Raw genomic sequence first — 23,481 nt, 5'->3', positions numbered from 1 at the left:
AGTCACATGGTCTTCCGCAGAGGACGCGTCGGTCGTCCGGGTCTGCTCGGCACCGTCGCGCGCACCGCAGTCATCTCAGGCACGGCCACCGCCACGTCCAATGCCATCAACCGCCGTGGTCAGCAGCGCGCAGCCGAGAAACAGGCCTACACACAGCAGCAGGCCCCTCCCCCGCCCCAGGACTACCCGGCCCCCGCCCCTACTCCGGCCGCACCGCCTGCGTCATCCGACGATCTGGTCGAGAAACTGAAGCAACTCGGCGAACTCCACACCGCGGGTGTGCTGTCCGACGAGGAATTTGCCGCCGCGAAAAAGCAACTCCTCGGCTGAGATTCATCCGGTACAGGTGAGCCGTAGGCCGTCGGCCGACTGATTGACTTATCGCCATGGGCGCCACAATCGGAGAAATCCTTCCACTGGCCGTGGGTGTCGCGATTTCACCGATACCCATCGTGGCCGTCATCCTGATGTTGTTGTCGCGCAATGCGAAAGCAACCAGTTCAGGATTCGGAGTCGGCTGGGCCGTCGGGATCCTCGCGGTCACCGGCATCGTGATCCTCCTCGCCGGTTCGATCACCCCGGACGACGGTGGCGGATCGTCCACCGGCTGGGTCAAAGTGGTCCTCGGCCTCCTCCTGATCATCCTCGCCTTCAAGCAGTGGCAATCGCGGTCCGACACCACACCCCCCAAGTGGATGCAGGCCATCGACGAGTTCACGTTCGTCAAGGCCACCGGTCTCGGGCTCGCCCTGTCGGCGGTCAACCCCAAGAACCTGCTCCTGTGCGTGTCGGCAGGTGTCGCGATCGGCACCGCCGGATTGTCCTCCGGTAACGCGGTCGTGGTCTGGCTCGTCTTCACCATCCTTGCCGCCTGCTCGGTCCTGGTACCCGTCATCGGCTATGCGGTGGCGGCGCAACGGATGGGCGGTGCACTCGATTCAGCCAAGAACTGGCTGCAGACCAACAACCACATGGTGATGGCCATCGTGCTCCTGATCATGGGTGCGACGGTCGTCGGCAAGGGTCTCGGTGGTCTGTGATGAACCACCCGAAAATGAACCACCCCAACGCCACTGCCTGGCCTCTCTTCGGATCATTGCAGGGCTACCGCAGATCCTGGATCCGACCCGACGTCATCGCCGGCCTGACGGTCTGGGCGGTCCTCGTCCCGGAGGCACTCGCCTACGCGACGATCGCGGGGGTTCCACCGGTGGTAGGCCTCTACGCGGCGATCCCCTCTCTGATTCTGTATGCGGCAGCGGGAAGTTCGAGGCACCTCGTCGTCGGCCCGATGTCTGCCACCGCAGCACTGTCGGCGGCGATCATCGCTCCGATCGCCGGCGCCGACGACGGCAAGTTCATCGCGCTGTCGGCGGGATTGGCGATCGCCACCGGGATCGTAGGCCTGATCGCCGGGTTCGCCCGCCTCGGATTCGTCGCGGCGTTCATCTCCGAACCGGTCCTCAAAGGATTCATCGTCGGACTCGCGTTGACGATCATCATCGGCCAGGTGCCGAAACTGTTCGGAATCGAGAAGACCGAAGGGAACTTCTTCGTCCAGGCCTGGGGCATCATCCGAGGTCTCGGCGACACCGAGTGGCGCACTCTGACCGTGGGGGCCGTCTGTCTCATGGTGGTCCTGGGTTTCAAACGATGGCTGCCCCTCATCCCCGGAGCGCTGGTCGCGGTGGCCGTCGGCATCCTTGCGGTCGCGGTCTTCGGTCTCGACGACAAGGGAGTGGCCATCGTCGGGCACATCGATTCTGGCCTACCGACACTGGGGATACCCGATGGTCTCGGATTCCATGACTACACCGACCTCCTCGGGCCCGCCGTCGGAGTCCTGCTGATCGGCTTCGCCGAAGGTCTCGGCGCGGCAAAGACATACGCGGTCAAGCACGGCTACACCGTCGATCCCAACCGCGAACTACTGGGTCTCGGCGCCGCCAACCTCGGATCGGGGTTCAGCTCGGGCATGGTCGTCAACGGCAGTCTCTCCAAAACCGCGGTCAATGGCGGCGCGGGCGCCCGGACGCAGGTCAGCGGCCTCGTGGTCGCCGCCCTGGTGGTCCTGACGCTGCTGTTCCTCACCGGACTGTTCGAACAGCTGCCGGACGCAGCCCTCGCAGCCATCGTGATCGCAGCGGTCGTCGAACTGGTCGATTTCACTGCGCTGCGCCGTCTCTACCGGGTGTGGACCGACCGGCTGGGCAGCATCTACGGCGTCGCTGCGCGAGAAGACTTCGCGGCGGCGATCGCGGCAATGCTCGGCGTGCTGCTGTTCGATACGCTTCCCGGACTCGTCATCGGCATCGGGGTGTCGATGTTGCTGTTGCTGTACCGGTCGTCCCGACCGCACGTCGCGTCACTGGTTCGCGAGGGCGACCGGTGGGTGGATGTCACCACGCACCCGTCGAGCGACCATGCCGCGGGAAGGACCGACGTTCTCGTGGTCCGGGTCGAGTCCGGTCTCTATTTCGCGAACTCCGACTACGTGCATCAGCAGATCGAGGCGCGCTGCACCGACGAGACCAGGGTCGTTGTGCTGGATGCAGAGACGTCCCCGTTCATCGATGTCAGTGCCGCACAGATGTTGTTCGAACTACGCGACACGCTCGCCGACAATGGAGTCACGCTGCGTATCGCCCGCGACGTCGGTCAGTTCGGTGATGTGCTGGGCCACTCGAATTCGAAGGTCACACCGATCGCGGTCTATCCGACCGTCCGTGCCGCCATTGCCGGCGCAGACCCGATTGCCGGAACGGACTGACCGCTCCCGCGGGATCTCACCCTCACCGTATGAAGACCCGATAGCGGCCTCCGCCATAGCGTCGAGTTCGACAGCATCACCACGTCACCGAATCGAGGAACCCATGGCCGGAACCCTGACCGTATGGAAGTTCGATACCGAAACCGGCGCCGATACTGCCGTCGAGACGTTGAAAGACCTGCAGCGTCAGGAACTCATCACCGTGCACGATGCCGCCGTGGTCAGTTGGGCCGAAGGCGCGAAGAAACCGAAGACACGACAGCTGAACAACCTCGCCGGGGTCGGGGCCCTGGGCGGTGCATTCTGGGGATTGCTCTTCGGCATCCTGTTCTTCATCCCCCTCATCGGTGCTGCCATCGGCGCGGGTATCGGCGCTCTGACGGGATCGCTGACGGACGTCGGAATCGACGACGACTTCATCAAGAACCTGAAGGACAAGATCACTCCTGGCACGTCGGCACTGTTCGTCCTGACCTCCGACGCAACCCTCGACCGTGTTCACGAGGAGTTCGAGGGCCAGAAGGCCGAACTGATCTCGACGAACCTGTCGCATGAGCAGGAAGCCACCCTGCGCAGCGTGTTCGCCGAATAACACAGCATCGACCAGGAGGAATCCGGATGGGCTCGCGATACACGCCGGTCAGCACAGAATCGGCGCCACCGCCCTGGACGATTCCTCGTGGATTGATAGTCCTCCTTGCCCTGGCAGCCACCGTCGTCGCGGTTGCCGGGGCAAGGGCACTGTCAGGCCTGCTCGCTCCGCTGTTCCTGGCGTTGATGCTCACCATCGCGGTGCAGCCGATCCAGACATGGGCCGCGCGGCGGGGGATTCCCGTGTGGGCAGGGATGCTGGCCGCCCTGGCAGCCGTGTACGCAATCCTGCTCGGTTTGATCGGCGCACTCCTCCTGTCCGTTGCCCAACTTGCCACAGAGCTGCCGCAGTACACCGACAGCCTGAACAACTTGCTCGACGGGGCACATGCGCAGTTGAGCAATGCCGGAGTCGACGACGACCGCATCGCCAGCACTCTCAGCAGTCTCGACCTCGGGAAACTCGTCGGATTCCTCGACGAGTTGCTGGCCGGACTCCTCGGAGTCGTCTCGAACCTCGTGTTCATCATGGCTCTGCTGCTGTTCATGGCCATCGACGGCAGTACGATCGGGCGTCGCATGCGCATCGTCGACCGGATGCGTCCCGACATTTCCTACGCGCTTTCCGCTTTCGTCGGCGGAACACGTAAGTACCTGATCGTGTCCACGGTCTTCGGTCTCATCGTGGCGGTGTTCGACGGTGCTGCGCTGTGGCTGCTGGGTGTGCCACTTCCGATCCTGTGGGCACTGCTGTCGTTCATCACCAACTACATCCCGAATATCGGCTTCATCATCGGACTCATACCGCCCGCGATTCTGGCGTTGCTCGAAGGTGGACCGGCCCTCATGGTGTGGGTGATCGTGGTCTACAGCGTCATCAACTTCGTGATCCAGTCGATCATCCAGCCGAAGTTCGTCGGCGACGCCGTCGGGTTGAGTGTCACGGTGACATTCTTGTCCTTGGTGTTCTGGTCGTGGGTGCTCGGCGCGCTCGGTGCGCTACTCGCCGTGCCGTTGACACTGCTTGTGAAGGCCCTGCTCATCGATATCGATCAGTCCACGCGATGGGTCGACGCATTGATCGGCGATTCACCCATCGACACCGAAGAGCCCGGGAACCTCGACGACGCAACAGAACAACAGGAGCGTCTCGTCGAGGACCCGGGCTGACCGGCGCCGCCCACCTCGTCAGGCAGTTGTCGGTGTGAGCTCCTCCGCTGCTTTCTCCGCCTGAGCATTACTCTCGAGCAGTTGCCGCACGAGCCAGAGGCTCAGCACCCGGGTGACCGCAGCCGCGAGGTACACGAACCCGCCGATCAGGGTGATCGCGATGAATCCGATGCTCAGCAGCTGGTACGACAGCAGGTCTCGCGAGTCCGACAGCGTCAGCGACGCAATGTAGATCACGAATGCCGCGATGGCACCGATGATCATCAGCACCAGGCCGATGATCCGCCCCTTGCCTCCGCCGGAACCGGCACTCGCCGAATCGAGCCCCAACGCGGCCACATCCTTCTTGAACTGTTCACGTCGTTCTTCGACGAGAGTCATGGTCAACCTCCTAGGTAACTGGTGGACAGTGCTTCTTCGATCTCCGCTGGACCACCGGTGCGAACCACCCGGCCCTGCAACATGAGTCCGGCACTGGTGGCGATGGGAAGCACTGCCCGTGCGAACTGTTCCGCGACAAGAATCGAGACACCCTCGGCAGCAAGCTCACCCACGATGTCGTAGATCTGCGAGACGATTCGAGGCGCCAGCCCCATCGACAGCTCGTCGAGCAACAACACGGTCGGGTTGGTGCCCAACGCCCGCGACAGTGCGAGCATCTGCTGCTCGCCGCCCGACATGGACCCGGCCAGCTGGGTGCGTCGCTCACCGAGAATCGGGAACCGCGCGTAGGCGACCTCCTCGAGTTCTGCGAGCGAAACACCGGTGCCGGTGGCGATCCACAGGTTCTCCCGCACCGTCAGGTTGGGGAACACGCCACGGCCTTCCGGGATCGAGCACACGCCCAGGCGGGCCAACTCTGCCGCGGATACACCGTTGACCACGCGTCCCGCCAACCGGAACTCCCCCGAGGTCGCCGGGTGGATTCCGGAGCACACCTTCAGCGTCGTCGTCTTGCCGCCGCCGTTGGGGCCGAGCAACGCAACGACCGCGCCGGGATCCACCACGAGATCGACGCCGTGCAGAACTTCGATCGGTCCGTACGCGGCACGCACATCGACCAATTCGAGCAAAGGCTCGGTGCTCATACCGCTTCCTCCTCGGTTCCGATGTACGCGTTGATCACGCTCTGGTCGTTCTTGATCTCCTCCGGAAGTCCGCTGGCGAGGATCGCACCGTAATCGAGGACGTGGATCGTCGAGCACAGCTTCATCACCAGCGGGATGTCGTGTTCGACAAGGCAGATCGCCAGTCCCTGGTCGGCGAGACCGGTGAGGAGTTCCGCGAACTCGTCGGTTTCCTGATCGGTCTGACCGGATGCCGGTTCGTCGAGCAGCAGAACCCGCGGAGACGTCATCAGCGCCCGCGCCACCTCCACCACACGGGCCCGCCCGGTAGGGATGTCGGAGACGTCCTTGTCTGCGATGTCTGCCAGGCCGGTGAGTTCGAGCAGCCTGTCGGTCTCCGCTTCCACATCGATGCGAGCGCGGCCGTTGGCGTTGTGGATGTCGCCGGCCACACGCAGGTTGTCGCGCACCGACAACGACACGAACAATTCGAGACGCTGGAAGGTGCGGGCGAGACCACGGCGAGCGCGCTTGTACGGCGGAGCCGAGGTGATGTCTCGGCCATCGAGGAACACCTTGCCGGCGGTCGGCTTCTGCAGGCCGGTGATGGTGTTGAACAACGTGGTCTTACCAGCACCGTTCGGGCCGATCAGCCCGGTGATGGTGCCGTCCGCGATTCCGATGCTCACATCCTTGACGGCCTTGTGACCGCCGAACTGAACTGTGATACCGCGTGTTTCGAGAATCGGCGTGTCAGCCATTGGTGACCAGCTCCTTGTCGGTCCGTGTGGGAGAGGCCGCCAGGTACCCGTCGATACCGAGTTCACGGTCGATCTCGTCACGCACCTGATCGCTGTAGGGAACATCGAGACCCACCCGCTCCGGGACCAGCGGAGCACGCCGCTTCGCTTCCTCGGCGCCGAGTACCGCCTCGGGCATCAGCCACTGCCCGACGACCGGGAGCATGAACACCGTCGCGATGGTGATCGATGCGAACCACCAGTTGTCCAGGGCACCCACCAACGCGAGGACGTAGGACAAGAGCACCACGGCCGCGCCGCCGATGAGCACCGGCTTGGCGTTCGCGAGGTGACGATAGCCTTCGACGACCTGGTGGACGCTGCCACTGGGGTTGGCTGCGACACCGATGCCGATCAGTGCCGGGCTCACCGCGGCGACATTACCCAGGAAGTTCCACATGTCGGCGTGTCCAGGTTGCGCCGCAGCCAGGTTCGCGAACGAGGTCATGATGACCGCGAAACCGATACCCGACATCAGACCGCCGAACAATGCACCCGAGACGTAGCCGATTCCCGCGACGACGGTGAGCATCAACAGCGACAGGCTCACCATGATCGAGAAACTCTCGTTGGACACCGACCCCATCGCACTCGCCATGAAGAGACCGCCGAGTCCGGCGATGCCGGACGACAAGGTGAACACACCCAGCTTGAGCCGGACCAGGCTCTGCCCGAGCATCGCGGATGCAGCGGGGCTGTCCTTCATCGCGGCCAGACGCCGGCCGTAACCGCTGTTGCGCAGGGCGATGATTCCCACACCGAGCACGGCGAAGATCACCGTCATGGTCATGAGGAACACGGTCTCGTTGCGCAGATCCAGCGGCCCCACCTTCAACGGCGGAATCGCGATGTTGCCGTCGGTGAAGAGAGAGAACTTGATACCGAAGAGCTCTCGCTGGGTGGTGTCCCGCAGCACCATGTTCGACAGGAACACACCGAATGCCATGGTCGCCAAGGCCAGATACAGACCGCGGAGCCGCAGTGCAGGCAATGCGATCAGACCGCCGATCACGGCTGCCGCGGCAACACCGAATGCGACGCCCCACAGGTTCAGGTGAGCGGCGAGCCCGGCCCCGGAAATCCCGAAGTGGAACGCGACGATCGTGGAGATCGCACCGAACGACACCGGTGCCAGATTCATCTCACCGGCATACCCGGTGAGAAGCGTCAACGACAGCGCGATGATCGCGAACGTCATGCCGATCGTCATGGTGGTGACCGAGGACGTCACCATGAGCAATCGGATGGCGTAGACGATGACCACCAGGGCCACGGCCCACGCCACTGCCTTACGCACCGACGGCACGTGATAGCGCTCTCTGGTGCGGGTGACCGCTCCGCGCAAGCGATCCTGCGGCAGCACGATCAGTACGACGAACAGGGCGATCATCGGCAGCGAGACGCGGAAGTTCGACGTCCAGTTCCACGATGTCGGGAAGTACGCCAGCACGTAGGTGGCCGCCAGGCCGAGGAAGATCGCTCCGGCGAAGGTGCGCGGGATACTGCGCAGCCGGCCGAACATCGCTGCGGCGAACGCGTCGATGACCAGCAGCGTCAGCATATTCGCTTCGAGGGTGCCGCCGTTGATGGGTGTGATCAGGATGCCGGCGAGCACCGCCAGGGTCGATCCCATCACCCACGAGATCGCTGCCAGGCGATCCGGGTCGTGTCCGTTGAGCCGCAACAGATCCGGGTCGTCGACGACGCCACGCATCGCGACACCCGATCGAGTACGTGTGAACATGACGCGCAGGCCCACGGCGATGAGGATGGCGACGGCGATACAGATCAGCTCGTGATAGCGGATACCGACGCCGAAGATCTCGACTGCGCTTCGGTCGCCGAAGAACATCGTCATGGTGCGCGGGATCTCCGGATGCCAGAACCAGTGGGAGACAGCGACCATACCGAGGAGGATCGAGACGGTGACGACGATCTTCGTCACCTCGGCCGTGTCACGCATGCCGCGCATGATCACGGTGTAGAGGAACAGGCCCATCAGTGGGCCGAGGACGCCGAGCACGATCAGCAGTGCCACGGGAGTGGGCAGACCCCAGCCCACCTTGAACTGCCAGTAGGCGAAGGCGCCGAGCATCGCCTGCGCGCCGTGCGCAAAGTTGAAGATGCCCGAGGTGTTGTAGGTGAGAACGAGGCCCGATGCTGCGATCGCGTATACCGATCCGAGCACCAGCCCCAGAACGGTGAAGGTCAAGAAGGTGTCCATGCGAAAACCTCTGCTCGTCGGTGCCGGCAGCGGGCTACGCTGCCGGCACCGGTCGTCATCGGATCAGGACGCCGCGGGCCTGATGATGTTGGGATTCAGGTACTTCGTGGCGATACGGTCGGGGCCGAGATCGGTACCCCAGGTGCTCGCGTCGGTCGCGATCAGGTAGCTGTCGTCGCACTTGAAGGTGCCGGCTTCAGTCGGGAACGCTTGCGAGAACTCCGTGCCCTCGAGCGTGGTGACCAGACCGCACTTCGCGGGCATGTTGGCGCCCGGATCGGTCACGGCGTGCAATCCGCCGCCGTCCCATTCGTGGATCTCGGACAGTTCGTCGATCATGCACTGCCGGGTGAGGTCCGATCCACACTCACGTGCCGCCGTTGCCCACAGCAGGAACGACGACGTGGCCTGCATACCGAGCAGCGCGGTCTTGCCGCCCTGTTCGGAAACGACGTCGACGTAGTCCTTCACCGCGGGAACGGTGTCGGCATTCTCGATCATCTGGAAGGTCATGCCGGCGTTCAGGTTGTCGAGCAGACCACCGTTCGCGCCGTTCCACTCACGAGCCGCGTCGCCGTACCAGGTGGCCTCGCCCATGAAGATGGGGTCGATCCCGACCTGGTCGAAGGCCTTGACCAAGTTGAACTCGGCGGGCACCGGCGACCGCGACGTCCACAGGCCCTTCACGCCACATTCCTTGAATTTCTCGGCGAACGGCACGTAGCTGGATTCACCCTCGTAGTTGAGGGTCACGCCGCAGTTCTTCAGGTTGAAGCCCGCAGCCGTCGCGATGGAGCGGATCTTGTTCGTCGACGTGATGATCGTCGGCATCGTGGAGTCGATGACGTCGAAGTCGTTCAGAAGGTCGGGGTACATCTCGGCAATCTGGAACCACTGCGACCCGTTGGCGTAGTCCACGGGGAAGGGAACGCCCTGGTACGTCATCGGACCGTTCGCCGCATCCGGGGAGACGGTGAACGCCGGGACGGCTGCCAGGTTGCAGGCGACGCGTGTCTGTTCGGACGTCTGGTCCATGGCGAAGCCGTGCCCGACCATCATGAACTCGGACCCGCAGGCGTTCTGCATGACGGCGTTCGCCTGGGTCATCGCACCGTCGTAGTAGGTACCCGTGATCTGCCGGCCGTTGATGCCCCCCTGCTCGTTGCACCAATCGATCATGGCGGCGACGGCGTCGCCCATTTCCTTGTTCAGGCCCGGGCTCTTGACGTAGCCGCTGTCGTCGCCGAATCCGATGCGGATCTCGGTGTCGGTGACGCCCTGATCCGTTGCTCCTACGGCATCACCCGCGCCGCAGGGGGACTCGAGCGTTCCGAACTTCACCTCGGACGGAGCTGCGGCCGCTTCCGCAGCGGCGACCGGGGCAAGCCCGCCGAACGACGAATCCGGTCCGCGATCCGACGCACAGGCCGAGGTCACCGCCATGGTGGCGGCCAGGCCGGCCACCAGCTTCGAAGCAGTACTGCGTTTCACGATGAAGATCTCCTTCGTCTCGAGCACGCCGAGGACGGCGAGGAAATCGCACCTCGCGGCGGCATATCGGGGTGCCGAGAAAGTAGCCAGCGTCACGCATCGGACATCCCGGACTCCCGGTGAGTGAGACTTCGGGGTGATCGCCACCACAGTCCACTCCCGGTCAGTGGTAGCGATCACGCCATACTGGAGACAGAGCATGAGATCGTCGCCCCGCGAAGTTGCACAACCCCACGGCGACACCGACGAAAGGCGATCGAAGTGACAGCACCAGCGGACGTCCAACAGATGCTGCAGAAGGTCGTATCCCGGCTGACAGGCCCCGGCGGACGGTTCGAGATCGCTGTGGAGGAGGTTCGTGGCAACCACATCCCGGTGATGGTCAATCGCGACCGACGTATCGGCGATGTGATCGCAAGGTCGAAGGCCTGGGGCGACCGCGACTACATAGTCACGGCCGATCGGCGCATCACCTTCGCGCAGCACGCCGATGCGGTGGCGGCTCTGGCGACGACTCTGCGCGACGAATACGGCGTGGGGAAGGGCGATCGGGTCGCGCTGCTCGCTGCCAATGCCCCGGAATGGATCATCACGTTCTGGGCGACACAGGCCCTCGGGGCAATTTCCGTCGGACTCAACTCGTGGTGGGTGCCCGCGGAGATCGCGTACGGCGTCGAGATGGTGAAGCCGAAGGTGATCGTCGCCGATGCCAAGCGCGCCGCACTGATCGCCAAGGCCGAGGTGTCCGGGTTCGAGCTGCTCTCGATGGAAGAGGATGTGCCGCGGATCGTCGCCGCGGCAGCCGGTGCCCAACTCCCGGTCACCGACGTCGCCGAGGACGATCCCGCCGTCATCCTGTTCACCAGCGGCACGAGCGGACGCCCCAAGGGCGCGGTGCATTCCCAACGGAATCTGCTCGCCGTCATCGACTACCACCGGTTCAACGATGCGATGATGTCGGAGATGTACGGGCGCCCGTACGACGACGCCGTGCCGAGCGACCTCCGCTACCTCGTGACGTCGCCGCTGTTCCACATCGCCAGCCTGCACAACCTCGCGGTTCCCCGGCTCGCCACCGGCAGCGCCCTCGTCATGACCGAGGGCGCCTTCGACGTCGACAAGGTGTTCACCCTGATCGACCGCGAGAAGGTCACCAACTGGGGCGCCGTCCCGACCATGGCGTCCCGCATGCTCGAACACGAGGACACCGACAAGTACGACCTGTCGTCACTGAGCGCGTTCGCACTGGCATCCGCACCGTCGTCTCCGGCATTCAAGAAGCGACTGCAGGAGAAGTTCCCGTTCGCGAAGCAGGCGCTCGTGGACAGCTACGGTCTGACCGAGTGCAGCACCGCAATTGCGGTGGCAACCGCACCCGAGATCGAAGCCTTCCCCGGCACGCTCGGCAGCCCGATCCTCACTGTGAGCATGGAGATCCGCGACCCGTTCGGCGTGAAGGTCGACGATGGTGTCGAGGGGGAAATCTGTGTCCGCAGCCCGTTCGTGATGCTCGGTTACTGGAACAACGACGCCGCGACCGACGGTGCGATCACTTCCGATGGCTGGCTGCGCACCGGCGACTACGGGACTCTCGAGAACGGCAGACTCCGGTTGACCGGCCGGCGCTCCGATCTGATCCTGCGCGGCGGCGAGAACGTGTACCCGACCGAGATCGAGCAGGCCCTCGACGAGCATCCCGCAGTCCAGGAATGCGCCGTCATCGGTATCGACGACGAAGACCTCGGGCAAGAGGTCGGCGCGGTGGTCGTACTTCACGCCGACACCAACGCCACCGAAGACGACCTTCGGGACTTCCTGAAGGAACGCCTCGCCTACTTCAAGATCCCGAAGACCTGGAAGATCACGCAGGATCTACTGCCGCGCAACGCGACCGGCAAGATCATCCGGCGCGACCTCTCCGTCTGAGCGCGATCAGCTCGCCGATGCCGACCGTTCCCCATCTGCATCGGCGAGCATTCCGCGCCACACGACGTCGAGGGCTGCCTCGCACCTCGACCGCACGACCGGATCGTCCATCCTGTCGCCGCGCACGATCATCTGGTAGTAGAACACGCCCGCGATGAGATCGAAGCACGCTTCGAGGTCGAGGTCCGACCGGAAGACGCCGGACATGACACCGTTCCGTAGTGCATCCTCGATCGGGACGCGCCGCCGCCGCACATGCGAATTCCAATACGCCCGCTGCAACTCCGGGTCTTCCATACTCAGCTTGATCCGATGCCGGAACCGCTGTTCCGGGAACTCGGAAGCACCAATCGCCGTCCCGGCCAACAATGCCACGATCGCCTCACGCAGATCTCCGCCCGAAGGCACCGGTTCCGGTACCTCTCGGCCGACGTCCAGCGCAGCGGCCACGAGAGATGTCACCGACGGCCACCGTCGATAGAGAGCTGCACGGCTGACGCCGCTACGTTCGATGACGCGCGTGACGGTCACTGCCTCGTCTGCGTCGATGAGTTCGATAGTGGCCATGAGTATCTGCTGGTCGAGATCCTGGTCGCGAGGACGGCCCGGGCCACGGCGCTCCTGCTCCGTGGCACGGACCTCACTCGTCGTCATGCCGCGCGCGCTCGTTCGCGCAGCCGCGCCACCACGTCGTCGCCCAAGCCTGCCGCACGCAGGGGTGCAAGCGGATCGCCGTGGCGTTCACGCAGAACCGCAAGCATCGTGATCATCGAAATATCGGACGGTTCGTTCGTGATCGTCGATGCAGCGATATCGTCGAGGTCGAAGCCGATCCGCGTCATCAGGACACTCATGACGGCGTGGGTGCGGGAGTGGACCCCGGCCATGTTCGTGTCGGTGAGGGCGTAATCCGCGACGATGTCGTCGTCGCCGGCGCCGAGCGAGTGCAGCAACAGCGAGGCGAGCACGCCGGTGCGGTCGCGGCCGGCCGTGCAATGGAATGCTGTGGCTCCGGGAGCGAGCGAGATGATCGACAACGCGCTGGCGAGTTGAGGTGCGGCGCGTTCCACCATGTCCGCGTACATCGTGCCGAACTGGACATGATCGAATGAGAATGTCGACGGCCCTGCGCCTTCCGACGAACTTGCGTCCTTCGAGAGACCGGACATCCCCTGACCGATGTCCGCCATGAGCGGCAGGTGGTGATAAGCGACCGGGTGTCCGGCGAGCACCCCACGCCCCGTGAGAGCGACCTCGTCAGTCGATCGAAGATCGATGACGCTGACGAGGCCACCCTCCACGAGGTCGCGTGCTGTCTCCTCTGGGATCGTGGAAAGGTCGTCGGCTCGGATGACCAGACCCGCTCGCAGAACACCGCCCGCGATCCGGATGCCTCCCATGTCCCGCAGATTGGCAGGGATGCTCAGCGAGATGTCGACAGTAGTGATCGTCACGTGATTCTCCTTCTGATGAGGGCACTGCCCTGGTCGATCACCGTGACCAGCACGATGATGCAGATGATGATGGCGCTGAGATGTCCGTAGTCGTACATCTTCATCGCCGTGGTCAGTTCGAGTCCGATGCCGCCGGCCCCGACGAGACCGAGAATTGTGGCACCCCTGACATTCCCCTCGAAGAGCAGCAATGTGTAGGACACGAGCAGGGGCGCGGCCTGCGGAAGTACTCCGTACTGGATGACCTGGCGTTTCGACGCGCCGACCGCCTCCATGGCCACCGTCGGGCCGCGGTCGACGGCTTCCATTGCTTCGGCGTACACCTTGCCGATCGAGCCGAGTGAGCCGAGTGTCATTGCGAGGATGCCCGCGAAGGGGCCGAGCCCCACTGCGGAGACGAACATGAGCGCGAAGACGAGGTCCGGGATCGAGCGGATGACGTTCATCGTCCAGCGCGCCGGGTAGTAGATCCATTTCGGCGAGAGAGTGGAAGCTGCCGCAAATGCCACGAACAGCGACAACACCGCTCCGAGTACCGTCCCGACGATCGCCATCTGCAAGGTCTCGATCAGCAGTTCGACGATCTTGCCGAACTTCGAGAAGTCCGGAGGGAAGAGCCGGGACATGAACTCGCCCATGTTCACAGCACCGTCACCGAGTTTGCCGAAGTTGAATTCGGCACCATTGAAGGACCAGAGCAGGACGATGAGCGCAATCGGGATTCCTGCGAGGAACCGGGTACGGGGAATCGAGAACGCCTGCTCGAGCCGATGACGCTCGGCCTGGTCGAGCGACTCGATGACGTGCCCGGATTTCCGAATCGGATCGCGCTGGAGTGCGGGATCAGGCGAGGTGATCGTCATCGTCGACCTCCTCGAATTCGTAGAGTACGGACAGTTTTTCGGAATCGAGTTGGGCTGTCGGCGCGGTCAGGAGTATCTCGCCGTGGCGGAGACCGATGATCCGATCGCTGTGTGCGAGGGCGAGCGGAAGGACGTGCAGGCTCACGAGCACCGGAATGCCGTCCCCTTTCGCGATGTCATGCAACAGCTCGAGCACCGACGTGGCCAGTTTCGGGTCGAGAGACGCGACGGGTTCGTCGGCCAGGATGACACGGGGTTGTTGCATGAGTGCACGGGCGATCGCAACACGCTGCTGCTGTCCGCCACTCAGCGAGCGGGCAGGCTCCTTCGCCTTGTGTGCGATTCCGACCCGGTCGAGATAGTGCATCGCGAGTCGTCGATGCTCGCTGGTGAAGCCTCCGATCACATTGAGAGGTCCTGCCCGGTGCAGTGCACCGGTGAGAACGTTGGAGAACACGCTCAATCGGGGAATGAGGTTGAACTGCTGGAACACCTGGCCGACGTCGGCACGCAGCCTGCGGAGTTCCCGGCCGGATGCGCTGGTGGCGTCGCGCCCGGCGACATCGGCTGTGCCCGAGGTGATCGGCGCAAAGCCGGTCAGACTTTTCATCAGTGTCGACTTGCCGGAGCCGGAAGCACCGAGGAGCGCAACCATCTCACCGGGGTGAAGGTCGAGGTCCACACGGTCGAGGACGAGTTCGGTGTCATAGGCAACCTGAAGGGCCCTGACGGTCACAACAGGCGAGCCTTGGCTGGATGCCCGTACCGACGGGGCGGCGGCAGTGAGGGTCGTTGCGCTCATCAGTCCAGGTCCTCGAGTTCGACGCCTGCGACTGCGGCGATGTCCACGAACGACTGGAACTCCGAGCCGGCCGGGTCCATGATCGCCTCACGGCCGACGAATCCTGAACCGAGCGCGCCGAGCGCATCAGCGTTCTCCTCGGAGAACACCCGGGGGAGCGTTTGCTGCAGGAGTGCGCGGGTGTCCTCGTCGAGTGAAGGACGTGCCAGCACCGCGCCGGCTATGGGCATCGATGGACTTTCACCGACGCCACGCCACTCGCCGTCCTCGAACGGGAACATCGGCGCGCCGAGCTCGGTGAGCATAATCGCCGTGCACGCGGCATCGACCTGACCCTGTTCGAGCGCGGCAAAACTACCCTCGTGGCCGCCCGCGAAGATCACCTCGTAGTCATCGTTCTGCTCGAGCCCTGCCTCGTGCAGCATGTAGACGGGCATGAAGTACCCGGAGCTCGATGCCTGGTCTGCGAAGGCGACCGTGCCGTCGCGGAGATCGTCGAGCGCCTGCACCGGAGAGTCGTCGAGGACGACACATGTGGAGACGGGCGCCCCATCGCCCCGCCATGCCATGAGTGCGTCGACCTCACCGGTACTGACAGCCAGTGCCGAGGGAAAGCCACTCATGATGCCGAAGTCGACGTGGTCGGAGCGGATCGCTTCCACCACGCTCAGATAGTCGGGTACATCGACGATGTCGACCGCGCGCCCGGTCTCCGTCTCGAGAAGTGAAGCGAGTGATTCGATCGGGTTGGCCTGGGTCGGATCGTCCCCCAGCGGAGTTGTGGCGATCTTGATGACAGCGGCGGATTCATCCGTATCCGTACTGGTTGCCTGACAACCGGTGACCGCGACAAGGGCAGTCAGGCCCAGGATGCCCGCGGTGATGGTGTGGCGACGCATGATGTCCCTTTCACAGCGACGTCGTATCGATAACGAGAACGGCTGTATTGGAACTCCCCCACGTAACGCGGAATTACGAGACTGTCGTACTGCAAATTGGACGCCAGGTGAACACTCGGTGCTGCCGCTACACCCGAACGATCGCCCACACAACAGAAAAGGCAGGTACACAACTTCTGACAGTGTGTATCTGCCTTCTTCTGCAGCGAACGACGCTGGCGCTACCCCAGCCCGAACAATGCGGCCGCGTTGTCGTGGCACACCTCGCGTACCCACGCGGAATCCGGCGCGAACCGCTCGACCGCCTCGAGTTGGTGGAGGTAGCCGTACGGGATGTTGGGGAAGTCGGTGCCGAGAAGGATCCTCGACCGGAGGGTATCGAGCCTGGGCAGTGCCGCTTCGGGAAACGGCATGTCCGCTTCCACGAAGTCCGTGAACGCCATCGTGGTGTCGAGGTGCACGCGCGGGTATTCGTCCGCGAGGTCGAGGAAGGCCTCGTACTCCGGCATCCCCATGTGGGCAATGATCACCGCCAGATTCGGGTACCGGCGCATCAGTTCGGCCATCGGCTCGGGTCCGGTGTGCGTTCCGGGAGCCGGCCCCGACCCACAGTGCACGACGATCGGTAGCCCTTCGTCCTCGAGCAGTCCCCACACGTCCTTCAACTGCGGATCGAGTGGCGTGTAGTCGCCGACCTGGATGTGGGATTTGAACACGACGGCACCGGACGAGATCGCCTCGGCGACATAGGACGCCGCGCCCGGTTCGGGATAGAACGTCGCGGTGTGCAGGCAGTCCGGGGTTCGGGAGGCGAAATCGGCCGACCACGAATTGAGCCACGCCGCCATCTCCGGCCGATGCGGGTAGAGCATCGACGTGAAGTACCGGACACCGAACGCGCGCAGTCGCTCGACGCGCTCCTCCTCGGTGTGTCGGTAGGTGATGGGCCAGGTCCGTCCGACGAGCGGTCCTGCCGTGTCGAAGTACTCCCAGACCTTGTCCATCACGTTCTTCGGCATGAAATGCGTGTGGACATCGATGAGCTCATCGATGCCGTGCCGTCGACGGAACTGCGCAACCTGATCGATCTCGTTCACACTGCGACCGTACACATGGTGTATCGGAACAACCTTCGATGGAGGGGCCTGAACAGGCCGGGACCGGGTGCGGAAGCGATCCGCACCCGGTCCTGTCGTTCTGCGGAGCGCAGAGTCAGGCCTTTGCCGCTGCGGCTGCACTCTGAATCGCGAGCTTGTCGAGCCCTGCCGCGTACAACCGTCTACCGAAGAACAGCGCCACGATTGCGAGCACGTACACCAGCGGGGTCAACTGCAGTGCGCCGATGAGGCCGAGCCGGTCGGCGAGGATGCCGACGATGAACGGTCCGGTGGCCAGCCCCAGGATATTGTTGGCGACGGTCAAGGTCCCCAGGCCGGACGCGCGCACCGACTGGTGCGTCAGACTGGCAACCATCGCTGCAGTCGGGCCGGAGGAACCGGCAGAGAAGAAGGCACCGAGCGCGATGAGCGTCAATTGCGCGGCACCGGGTTCCAATTGGAATGCGATTCCGAGGGACGTCAACGAGATGACGCAGTACGCGATGGCACTGGACCACTTCCCGGAGGGGTTGTTGCGACTGACCCGGTCGGTGATGATGCCGCACACCACCATGCCGGTGCCGATCAGCATCACGAAGGCCGCGGCGATCAGGCCCGCCTTGTCCGGGGCCATGCCGTACTCGCGGTTGAAGAAACTGGGGGTCCACGACAGCAGCACTGCAGCGGTGAACATCTGCAGACCGCCACCGAGATACGCGCACCAGACCGCAGGGTTGGTGAACAGAGACGAGACGGGGACTCGGATCGGGGGCGCGTCCGGGCGTGCAGGTGACGCGACATCCTGGTCGACTGCGTGTGCGGCCAACCGGCGTTCGGTGACCACGATGCGGAACAGCGCGACGAGAATGAGGCCGAGCACTGCCATCGCAGCGAACGACCATCGCCAGCTCAGGTGCACAGCGATGACACCGCCGAGCGAGACGCCGACGACCGAACCGAACGAGCCGCCGGCCATGAAAGCACCGCTGAGAGTCGAATGGATGCGGGGTGCAAAGACACTGAGCACCAATGCGATTCCGACACTGCCGTACGCAGCCTCGCCGACGCCCACCAGGAAGCGAGCGGCGAGCATCTGCTCGTAGTTGGCTGCCACCGCGCAGAACAACGTCGCGATGCTCCAGATCACCGCCATCAGGGCGAGGCTGCGAACCCTGCCCCAGCGGTCCGCGAGCAGGGACAGCGGGAAGGTCAGCAAACCCACCATCAGCGCGACGATGCTGGTCAGCGACGCGAGCTGGGAATCCGACAGATCCCAATCGGCCTTCAGGAACGGGAAGACCGCACTGAGCACCTGGCGCGACATGTAATCGGACAGCAGCAACGCGAACGTCAGCGCAAAGACCACCCAGGGATAGGTGGGGCGGCGGCGGGGCTGAGCAGAGTCGATGCGATCGGATCCTAGTACATCGGCCGGAGAGTCGGGGCCGAGTTCGACGGAGGTACCGATCGAGGCGGGAGGGTTTCCCATGAGAGCTCCTCGAGTGGGGGAAGGTGTGGTCAGGACGCTGCGTGACGCGCCTGATGTGCGTCGAGTTCCTCCTCGAGGATCGGAACGCCGAGATTGCAGGCATGGATTCCGAGGACGCTGACCATCTGCAGAACGGTGAGAATCTCGTCGCGAGAGACTCCGAGATCGAGCGCAGCACGGATGTGCCGCCGTACGCCGGGGGCGTACATGTGGGTAGCGGCAGCGTCGATCGCGATGCTGAGGAGTTCGACGAACTCCGGCGTGAAGATGCCCCGCTCGATCGGGGTGGCATTCATCGCCATGAACTGCTCGGTCCACTCCGGATCCCAGTCGGACAGGGTGTCCCACAAGGGATTCCATTTTCCATCCCGACGCATGGCGTCGAGGGTCGGGGTGGGAATCGAATCGGGTTTCGTGGTCACGCGGCACTCGTTTCACGCAGGGGTCGAAGTGTGGTGTGTCATGCACGCCATTCCACGGTGAACGTGGTGCACATCACGTTATCCCTCGCTGATCGAGATTAATTATCCTGCCGGGACGTAATTCTTCACATTTCGGGACAGTCATTCTTCGGAGCGCTTGCGCCACTCACGAGGACTCATGCCGAACTGCTGACCGAACCACCGGGAGAAGCTACTCGGCGCCGAGAACGACAACATTTCGGAGATCTCCGTGAAGGTGTGCCGCCCGCTCGCCACCAACCGCCGGGCGAGTTCGGCGCGAGTGGCGTCGACTACCCCGGTGAAGGTCTGCCCCGATTTGGCCAGATGTCGGTGGACCGTGCGCCGATCCACGCCGAGACTCTGAGCAACCTGCTCGACGGAACAGCGCCCGGTCGGCAGTAGCAGTTCGACGAGCTCGCGCACCCGCTGCTCGAGGGTCGGCGCCTCCGGAGCTGCGAGTTCGTCGAGAGCCTGTCGTACGTAGCCGCGGAGCAACGGGTCGGACAGGCGATTGGGCTGGTCCAGGTCGTTCGCGTACATGACGATTCCGGAGTAGTCACCACCGAATGTCAGGGGCGCATCGAAGATGCGGCGGTGGGTGCTGTCGTCGTCGGGTCGCTGATGCTCGAAGGACACCGACACGGGTCGCCAACGATCTCCGAGCAGGTGTTGCAACAGCTGATGGATCACGGCAAGGGCGAGCTCCACGGACTGGCGCACGGGCATCGGCTCGCCGGTCTCGACGCGGAGAACGACGGTCGCCAGCCCATCGCGTTCGATGACCTCGATGAACAGCGCTTCGTTATAGGTGTGCTGATAGCGGATCAGCATCCGCAGCGCACTCCGGGCATCCGGCTCCTCCCGGATACCCATGCTCAGGGGGCCGAGTGTCGACAACCGTCGCCGTTCGGCAAGCCTGAGCCCGAAATCCTGACGTCCCGTCGCTGCGGCCGACAGCTCGAGCAGTCGCGCGATCGACGCGGCCGGCACCCAGCGATCCTGGAGCTCGAGACCCGCCGGATCGAGATTGACGCTCCGCAGCAGCTGGACCGGCTCGACCGACAACGAGCGCCCCAGGTCGATGTAGCCCGTCAGCGCCGCGTAGCGCGCCAGAGGTTTCGCCGATCTCATCGTCGACCCCTCCCTTCGTTGCCGCAGCGCCGATTCGGACGCCTGTCCCGAATCGGCAATAAATATGTCCCCTGAGGGTAAGTATGACCCACGACTCCTGATTACTGTCGTGTTATCAGCGTCACACGAACCCTCCGAGGTGGCAGAACACCGACGACGCGGTGACATCAGGCGCAGCGACATCAGAGGAGAAGAACAGATGGCACAGGCGATCCGATTCTACGAAACCGGCGGCCCCGAGGTCCTGAAGTGGGAGTCAGTGGAGGTCCGCGAACCTGGACCCGGCCAGGTCCGGATCCGGCACGAAGCCGTGGGCCTCAATTTCGCCGACACCTACTTTCGCACCGGTATGTACCCGGCCCCGCTCCCCGCAGGAATGGGAGTCGAAGCCGCCGGTGTCATCGAGGCGATCGGCTCGGGTGTCACAGACTTCAGGGAAGGCGATCGTGTCACCTACACGGGCAGCCCGCTCGGCGCGTACAGCACCGAACGCGTGATGCCGGCCGAGCATCTGATCGCCCTTCCGGACGAGATCCCCTTCGACACCGCAGCCGCAATGACCATGCGCGGCCTGACCACTTCGTACCTGCTCCGCCGCATCCACCCGCTGAATATCGGGGACACCGTCCTGCTGCATGCGGCGGCCGGTGGCGTCGGTCTGATCTTCTGCCAGTGGGCACGGCACTTGGGCATCAACGTCATCGGCACCGTGTCCACTGACGCGAAGGCCGAGGTGGCGCGAGCCCACGGGTGCAGCGAGGTCATCGTCTACACCCGAGAGAACGTCGCCGAGCGAGTCCGCGAGCTCACCGACGGCAAGGGCGTGCCAGTGGTGTTCGACAGCATCGGTGAGTCGACCTTCCAGTCCTCGATCGACTCCCTCGCCCGCCGCGGCCTGCTGGTGGCCTTCGGTACTGCTTCCGGCCCGATCCCGCCGATCAACGCCATGGAACTCGCCGTCAAGGGCTCACTGTTCGTCACTCGCCCCGCGCTCGCCGACTACATCGCCGACCCTGCCGAGCGCGCCGAACTGGCGAACGAGCTGTTCGGACACGTCGCCGCCGGACGCATCGAGATCGACATCAACCAGCGGTACAAGCTCGAAGAAGCCGAGCTCGCTCACCGTGAACTGGAATCCGGCATCAGCGTCGGTTCCTCTGTGTTCTCGGTCTGACCCACACCCACCCATCGTCATGGACAGGAGGACAACCGCCATGACCACCACTGTCGACCGTGCGAAACCCTGCATCGGTACAGCCTCCGGGAGTCCGATGAACGCGCGACCGTTGACCGCGAGCATCGGCGCAGAACTTCACGACGTGGACCTGGCCGAGGTGTCTCGCGACGACGCGCTGTTCGCCGAACTGAAAGCACTGCTACTCGAACACAAGGTGCTGTTCTTCCGCGACCAGAACATGAGCCGGGCCGAGCACGTCACGCTCGCGGAACGCTTCGGCCGGCTCGAGGATCATCCGGTACTCGGCAGCGATCCGGAGCATCCAGGTCTGGTCCGCATCTACAAGGACCTCGACAGCCCGCCCGAGGCATTCGAGAATTCCTACCACTGCGATGCCACCTGGCGAGAGAACCCGCCGATGGGATCCGTCCTGCGATGCGTCGAAGGTCCCGCTATCGGCGGCGACACGATCTGGGTGAACATGGCCCTCGCCTACGCGCGACTGCCCCAGCGTGTCCAGGAACAGATCGCCGGCCTGCGTGCGCGACACAGCATCGAAGCGTCGTTCGGTGCGAGACTGCCGATCGAGAAGCGCCTCGAGCTGAAGGCACGCTATCCCGACGCAGAGCACCCCGTCGTCCGTACCCATCCGGAAACGGGCGAGAAGGTCCTCTTCGTCAACAGCTTCACCACGCACTTCACCAACTTCCACAACGCAGACAATGTCCGATGCGGCATCGACTACGCGCCCGGGGCCGGCGATCTGCTCCGATACCTGCAGAGCCAGGCGACGATCCCCGAATATCAGGTGCGGTGGAGATGGACACCGAACAGCGTCGCGATCTGGGACAACCGGTGCACGCAGCACTACGCGGTCCAGGATTACTGGCCTGCCGTCCGCAAGATGGAACGCGCCGGAATCATCGGCGACCGCCCCTTCTGATCGCACCGATCCTTTTTCGACCCAAGACTTCCCAACTCGATCCACAGGAGACTGCCATGCATTTCCACGACGATGCCCTCTTCCCCGAATGCCAGGAAAAGCTGGTCATCACCTGCGCGCCGTACGGACCCGAATGGGAGCCGAACGACTTCCGCGAAGACCTGCCGCTGACAATGGAAGAGCACATCCAGAAGGCGGTGGACTGCTACGAGGCCGGCGCCACCGTGCTGCACATCCACGTGCGGGAACTCGACGGCAAGGGCTCCAAGCGCCTGTCGAAGTTCAACGAACTCCTCGCCGGCCTGCGCGAGGCCGTGCCGGACATGATCCTGCAGGTCGGCGGGTCCATCTCTTTCGCTCCGGAAGGTGAAGGCGCCGACGCGAAATGGCTCTCGGACGACACCCGGCACATGCTCGCCGAGCTCGACCCCAAGCCTGATCAGGTCACGATCGCGATCAACACCAGCCAGATGAACATCATGGAGCTCATGACCGCGGACGACATCGCGGGCACCTCGATGGAACGTCCGGAACTTGCTGCGGCATACCGCGAAATGACCGTTCCCGCCGGTCCCGAGTGGGTAGAGGAGCACCTGCGACGTTTGCAGGCGGCCGGCATCCAGCCCCATTTCCAGCTCTCGTCCATCCCGCAACTCGAGACCGTCGAGCGTCTCATCCGCCGCGGGGTGTACACCGGACCTCTCAACCTGACCTGGGTGGGCATCGGCGGTGGCTTCGACGGCCCCAACCCGTACAACATCATGAACTTCGTGCAGCGTGTCCCGGACGGGGCCTGCCTGACCCTCGAAACGCTCATGCGCTCGGTCCTTCCGGTCAACACCATGGCGACTGCGATGGGTCTGCACAACCGTTGCGGCAACGAAGACACCATTTGGGGCCGCAAGGGCGAGAAGATGACCTCTGTCCAGCAGATCCAGCAACTGGTCCGCATCGCCGGCGAACTCGGCCGCGAAGTCGCCACCGGTAAGGAAGCCCGCGACATCTACAAGATCGGCGAGACCTACCGCGACGCCGACGAAACCCTCGCCAAGCTCGGGTACGCACCGAACCGACGGCCCGGGCAGGTCGGTTTCACACAGCACGCCTGACCCATCACCGCGACCCGGGCCCGCCGTTCACGCCG

23 protein-coding genes are annotated in these 23,481 nt (G+C 64.0%); 9 read left to right on the top strand and 14 right to left on the bottom strand.

Translation table 11 applies throughout. The features are described from left to right. Positions 1–6: 6 nt before the first annotated feature. The 5 genes from Q7514_RS04420 to Q7514_RS04400 all read left to right on the top strand — a co-directional run bounded on the left by Q7514_RS04420 (position 7) and on the right by Q7514_RS04400 (position 4,531). Positions 7–330: an SHOCT domain-containing protein gene (locus Q7514_RS04420; protein ID WP_330132052.1), complete on the top strand. Its 324-nt coding sequence runs from the start codon at positions 7–9 to the stop codon at positions 328–330. 56 nt (positions 331–386) lie between these two features. Beyond that, a complete protein-coding gene (locus Q7514_RS04415; RefSeq protein ID WP_330132051.1) occupies positions 387–1,040 on the top strand; it encodes a GAP family protein in 654 nt (217 codons plus the stop codon). A gap of 14 nt (positions 1,041–1,054) precedes the next feature. Continuing rightward, positions 1,055–2,770 (top strand): SulP family inorganic anion transporter, encoded by a 1,716-nt coding sequence (locus Q7514_RS04410; protein WP_330132631.1) that lies wholly within the window; start codon positions 1,055–1,057, stop codon positions 2,768–2,770. Positions 2,771–2,873: 103 nt separating this feature from the next. Next, positions 2,874–3,362: a DUF1269 domain-containing protein gene (locus Q7514_RS04405; protein ID WP_054809508.1), complete on the top strand. Its 489-nt coding sequence runs from the start codon at positions 2,874–2,876 to the stop codon at positions 3,360–3,362. Between the two features lie 26 nt (positions 3,363–3,388). Further along, complete coding sequence (locus Q7514_RS04400; protein ID WP_330132050.1) at positions 3,389–4,531, top strand: AI-2E family transporter; 1,143 nt, start codon at positions 3,389–3,391, stop codon at positions 4,529–4,531. A gap of 18 nt (positions 4,532–4,549) precedes the next feature. On the opposite strand, the gene Q7514_RS04395 is transcribed toward Q7514_RS04400, so the two are convergent. The 5 genes from Q7514_RS04395 to Q7514_RS04375 form a co-directional block, all read right to left on the bottom strand. After that, a complete protein-coding gene (locus tag Q7514_RS04395; RefSeq protein WP_408016032.1) occupies positions 4,550–4,918 on the bottom strand; it encodes a hypothetical protein in 369 nt (122 codons plus the stop codon). Further along, positions 4,915–5,619: an ABC transporter ATP-binding protein gene (locus Q7514_RS04390; RefSeq protein WP_330132048.1), complete on the bottom strand. Its 705-nt coding sequence runs from the start codon at positions 5,617–5,619 to the stop codon at positions 4,915–4,917. The genes Q7514_RS04395 and Q7514_RS04390 overlap by 4 nt, the downstream gene beginning before the upstream one ends. After that, positions 5,616–6,359 carry an ABC transporter ATP-binding protein gene (locus tag Q7514_RS04385; protein WP_330132047.1) on the bottom strand — a complete coding sequence of 248 codons (744 nt, stop codon included), beginning with the start codon at positions 6,357–6,359 and terminating at the stop codon, positions 5,616–5,618. Before Q7514_RS04385 ends, Q7514_RS04390 begins: the two co-directional genes overlap by 4 nt. After that, a complete protein-coding gene (locus Q7514_RS04380; RefSeq protein WP_330132046.1) occupies positions 6,352–8,622 on the bottom strand; it encodes an ABC transporter permease in 2,271 nt (756 codons plus the stop codon). The genes Q7514_RS04385 and Q7514_RS04380 overlap by 8 nt, the downstream gene beginning before the upstream one ends. Before the next feature lie 63 nt (positions 8,623–8,685). Continuing rightward, entirely contained in the window at positions 8,686–10,065 is a 1,380-nt protein-coding gene (locus Q7514_RS04375; protein WP_408016044.1) for an ABC transporter substrate-binding protein, read from the bottom strand. A gap of 309 nt (positions 10,066–10,374) precedes the next feature. Here Q7514_RS04375 and Q7514_RS04370 point away from each other — a divergent pair, with 309 nt between their 5' ends. Further along, positions 10,375–12,039, top strand: coding sequence for a class I adenylate-forming enzyme family protein (locus tag Q7514_RS04370; RefSeq protein ID WP_330132045.1), 1,665 nt, complete (start codon positions 10,375–10,377; stop codon positions 12,037–12,039). A 6-nt stretch (positions 12,040–12,045) separates the two neighbouring features. Here the strand turns inward: Q7514_RS04370 and Q7514_RS04365 are convergent, their stop codons facing one another. From Q7514_RS04365 to Q7514_RS04325, 9 genes are all read right to left on the bottom strand, one after another. Further along, positions 12,046–12,693, bottom strand: coding sequence for a TetR/AcrR family transcriptional regulator (locus Q7514_RS04365; protein ID WP_330132044.1), 648 nt, complete (start codon positions 12,691–12,693; stop codon positions 12,046–12,048). After that, positions 12,690–13,493, bottom strand: coding sequence for a tyrosine-protein phosphatase (locus Q7514_RS04360; protein WP_330132043.1), 804 nt, complete (start codon positions 13,491–13,493; stop codon positions 12,690–12,692). The genes Q7514_RS04365 and Q7514_RS04360 overlap by 4 nt, the downstream gene beginning before the upstream one ends. Continuing rightward, positions 13,490–14,356: a phosphonate ABC transporter, permease protein PhnE gene (gene phnE, locus Q7514_RS04355; protein WP_330132042.1), complete on the bottom strand. Its 867-nt coding sequence runs from the start codon at positions 14,354–14,356 to the stop codon at positions 13,490–13,492. The genes Q7514_RS04360 and phnE overlap by 4 nt, the downstream gene beginning before the upstream one ends. After that, entirely contained in the window at positions 14,337–15,158 is an 822-nt protein-coding gene (locus Q7514_RS04350) for a phosphonate ABC transporter ATP-binding protein (RefSeq protein ID WP_330132041.1), read from the bottom strand. The genes phnE and Q7514_RS04350 overlap by 20 nt, the downstream gene beginning before the upstream one ends. Further along, positions 15,158–16,057 (bottom strand): phosphate/phosphite/phosphonate ABC transporter substrate-binding protein, encoded by a 900-nt coding sequence (phnD, locus tag Q7514_RS04345; RefSeq protein WP_330132040.1) that lies wholly within the window; start codon positions 16,055–16,057, stop codon positions 15,158–15,160. The genes Q7514_RS04350 and phnD overlap by 1 nt, the downstream gene beginning before the upstream one ends. Positions 16,058–16,278: 221 nt before the next feature. Continuing rightward, positions 16,279–17,154, bottom strand: coding sequence for an amidohydrolase family protein (locus Q7514_RS04340; protein ID WP_330132039.1), 876 nt, complete (start codon positions 17,152–17,154; stop codon positions 16,279–16,281). A 115-nt stretch (positions 17,155–17,269) separates the two neighbouring features. Then, a complete protein-coding gene (locus tag Q7514_RS04335; RefSeq protein WP_330132038.1) occupies positions 17,270–18,643 on the bottom strand; it encodes an MFS transporter in 1,374 nt (457 codons plus the stop codon). A 29-nt stretch (positions 18,644–18,672) separates the two neighbouring features. Further along, the gene (locus Q7514_RS04330; RefSeq protein ID WP_408016043.1) at positions 18,673–19,020 is read right to left on the bottom strand and encodes a carboxymuconolactone decarboxylase family protein; all 348 of its coding nucleotides are present in this window, start codon (positions 19,018–19,020) and stop codon (positions 18,673–18,675) included. 186 nt (positions 19,021–19,206) lie between these two features. Further along, on the bottom strand, positions 19,207–20,217 hold the full coding sequence (locus tag Q7514_RS04325; RefSeq protein WP_330132036.1) for an AraC family transcriptional regulator ligand-binding domain-containing protein: 1,011 nt from the start codon (positions 20,215–20,217) through the stop codon (positions 19,207–19,209). A gap of 199 nt (positions 20,218–20,416) precedes the next feature. Here Q7514_RS04325 and Q7514_RS04320 point away from each other — a divergent pair, with 199 nt between their 5' ends. The 3 genes from Q7514_RS04320 (at position 20,417) to Q7514_RS04310 (ending at position 23,446) form a co-directional block, all read left to right on the top strand. Then, positions 20,417–21,391, top strand: a complete 975-nt coding sequence (locus Q7514_RS04320) for a quinone oxidoreductase family protein (RefSeq protein WP_330132035.1) — start codon at positions 20,417–20,419, stop codon at positions 21,389–21,391. A 97-nt stretch (positions 21,392–21,488) separates the two neighbouring features. Next, on the top strand, positions 21,489–22,337 hold the full coding sequence (locus Q7514_RS04315; protein ID WP_330132629.1) for a TauD/TfdA dioxygenase family protein: 849 nt from the start codon (positions 21,489–21,491) through the stop codon (positions 22,335–22,337). A 56-nt stretch (positions 22,338–22,393) separates the two neighbouring features. Further along, the gene (locus Q7514_RS04310; protein ID WP_169690814.1) at positions 22,394–23,446 is read left to right on the top strand and encodes a BKACE family enzyme; all 1,053 of its coding nucleotides are present in this window, start codon (positions 22,394–22,396) and stop codon (positions 23,444–23,446) included. Positions 23,447–23,481 lie beyond the last annotated feature (35 nt).

Origin of the sequence: Rhodococcus artemisiae, from assembly GCF_036327795.1 — a bacterium.
GTDB classification, from domain to species: Bacteria; Actinomycetota; Actinomycetes; order Mycobacteriales; family Mycobacteriaceae; genus Rhodococcus; species Rhodococcus artemisiae.
Note: the sequence above shows the minus strand (reverse complement) of the source record. Positions and strands in the feature narration are given on the sequence as shown.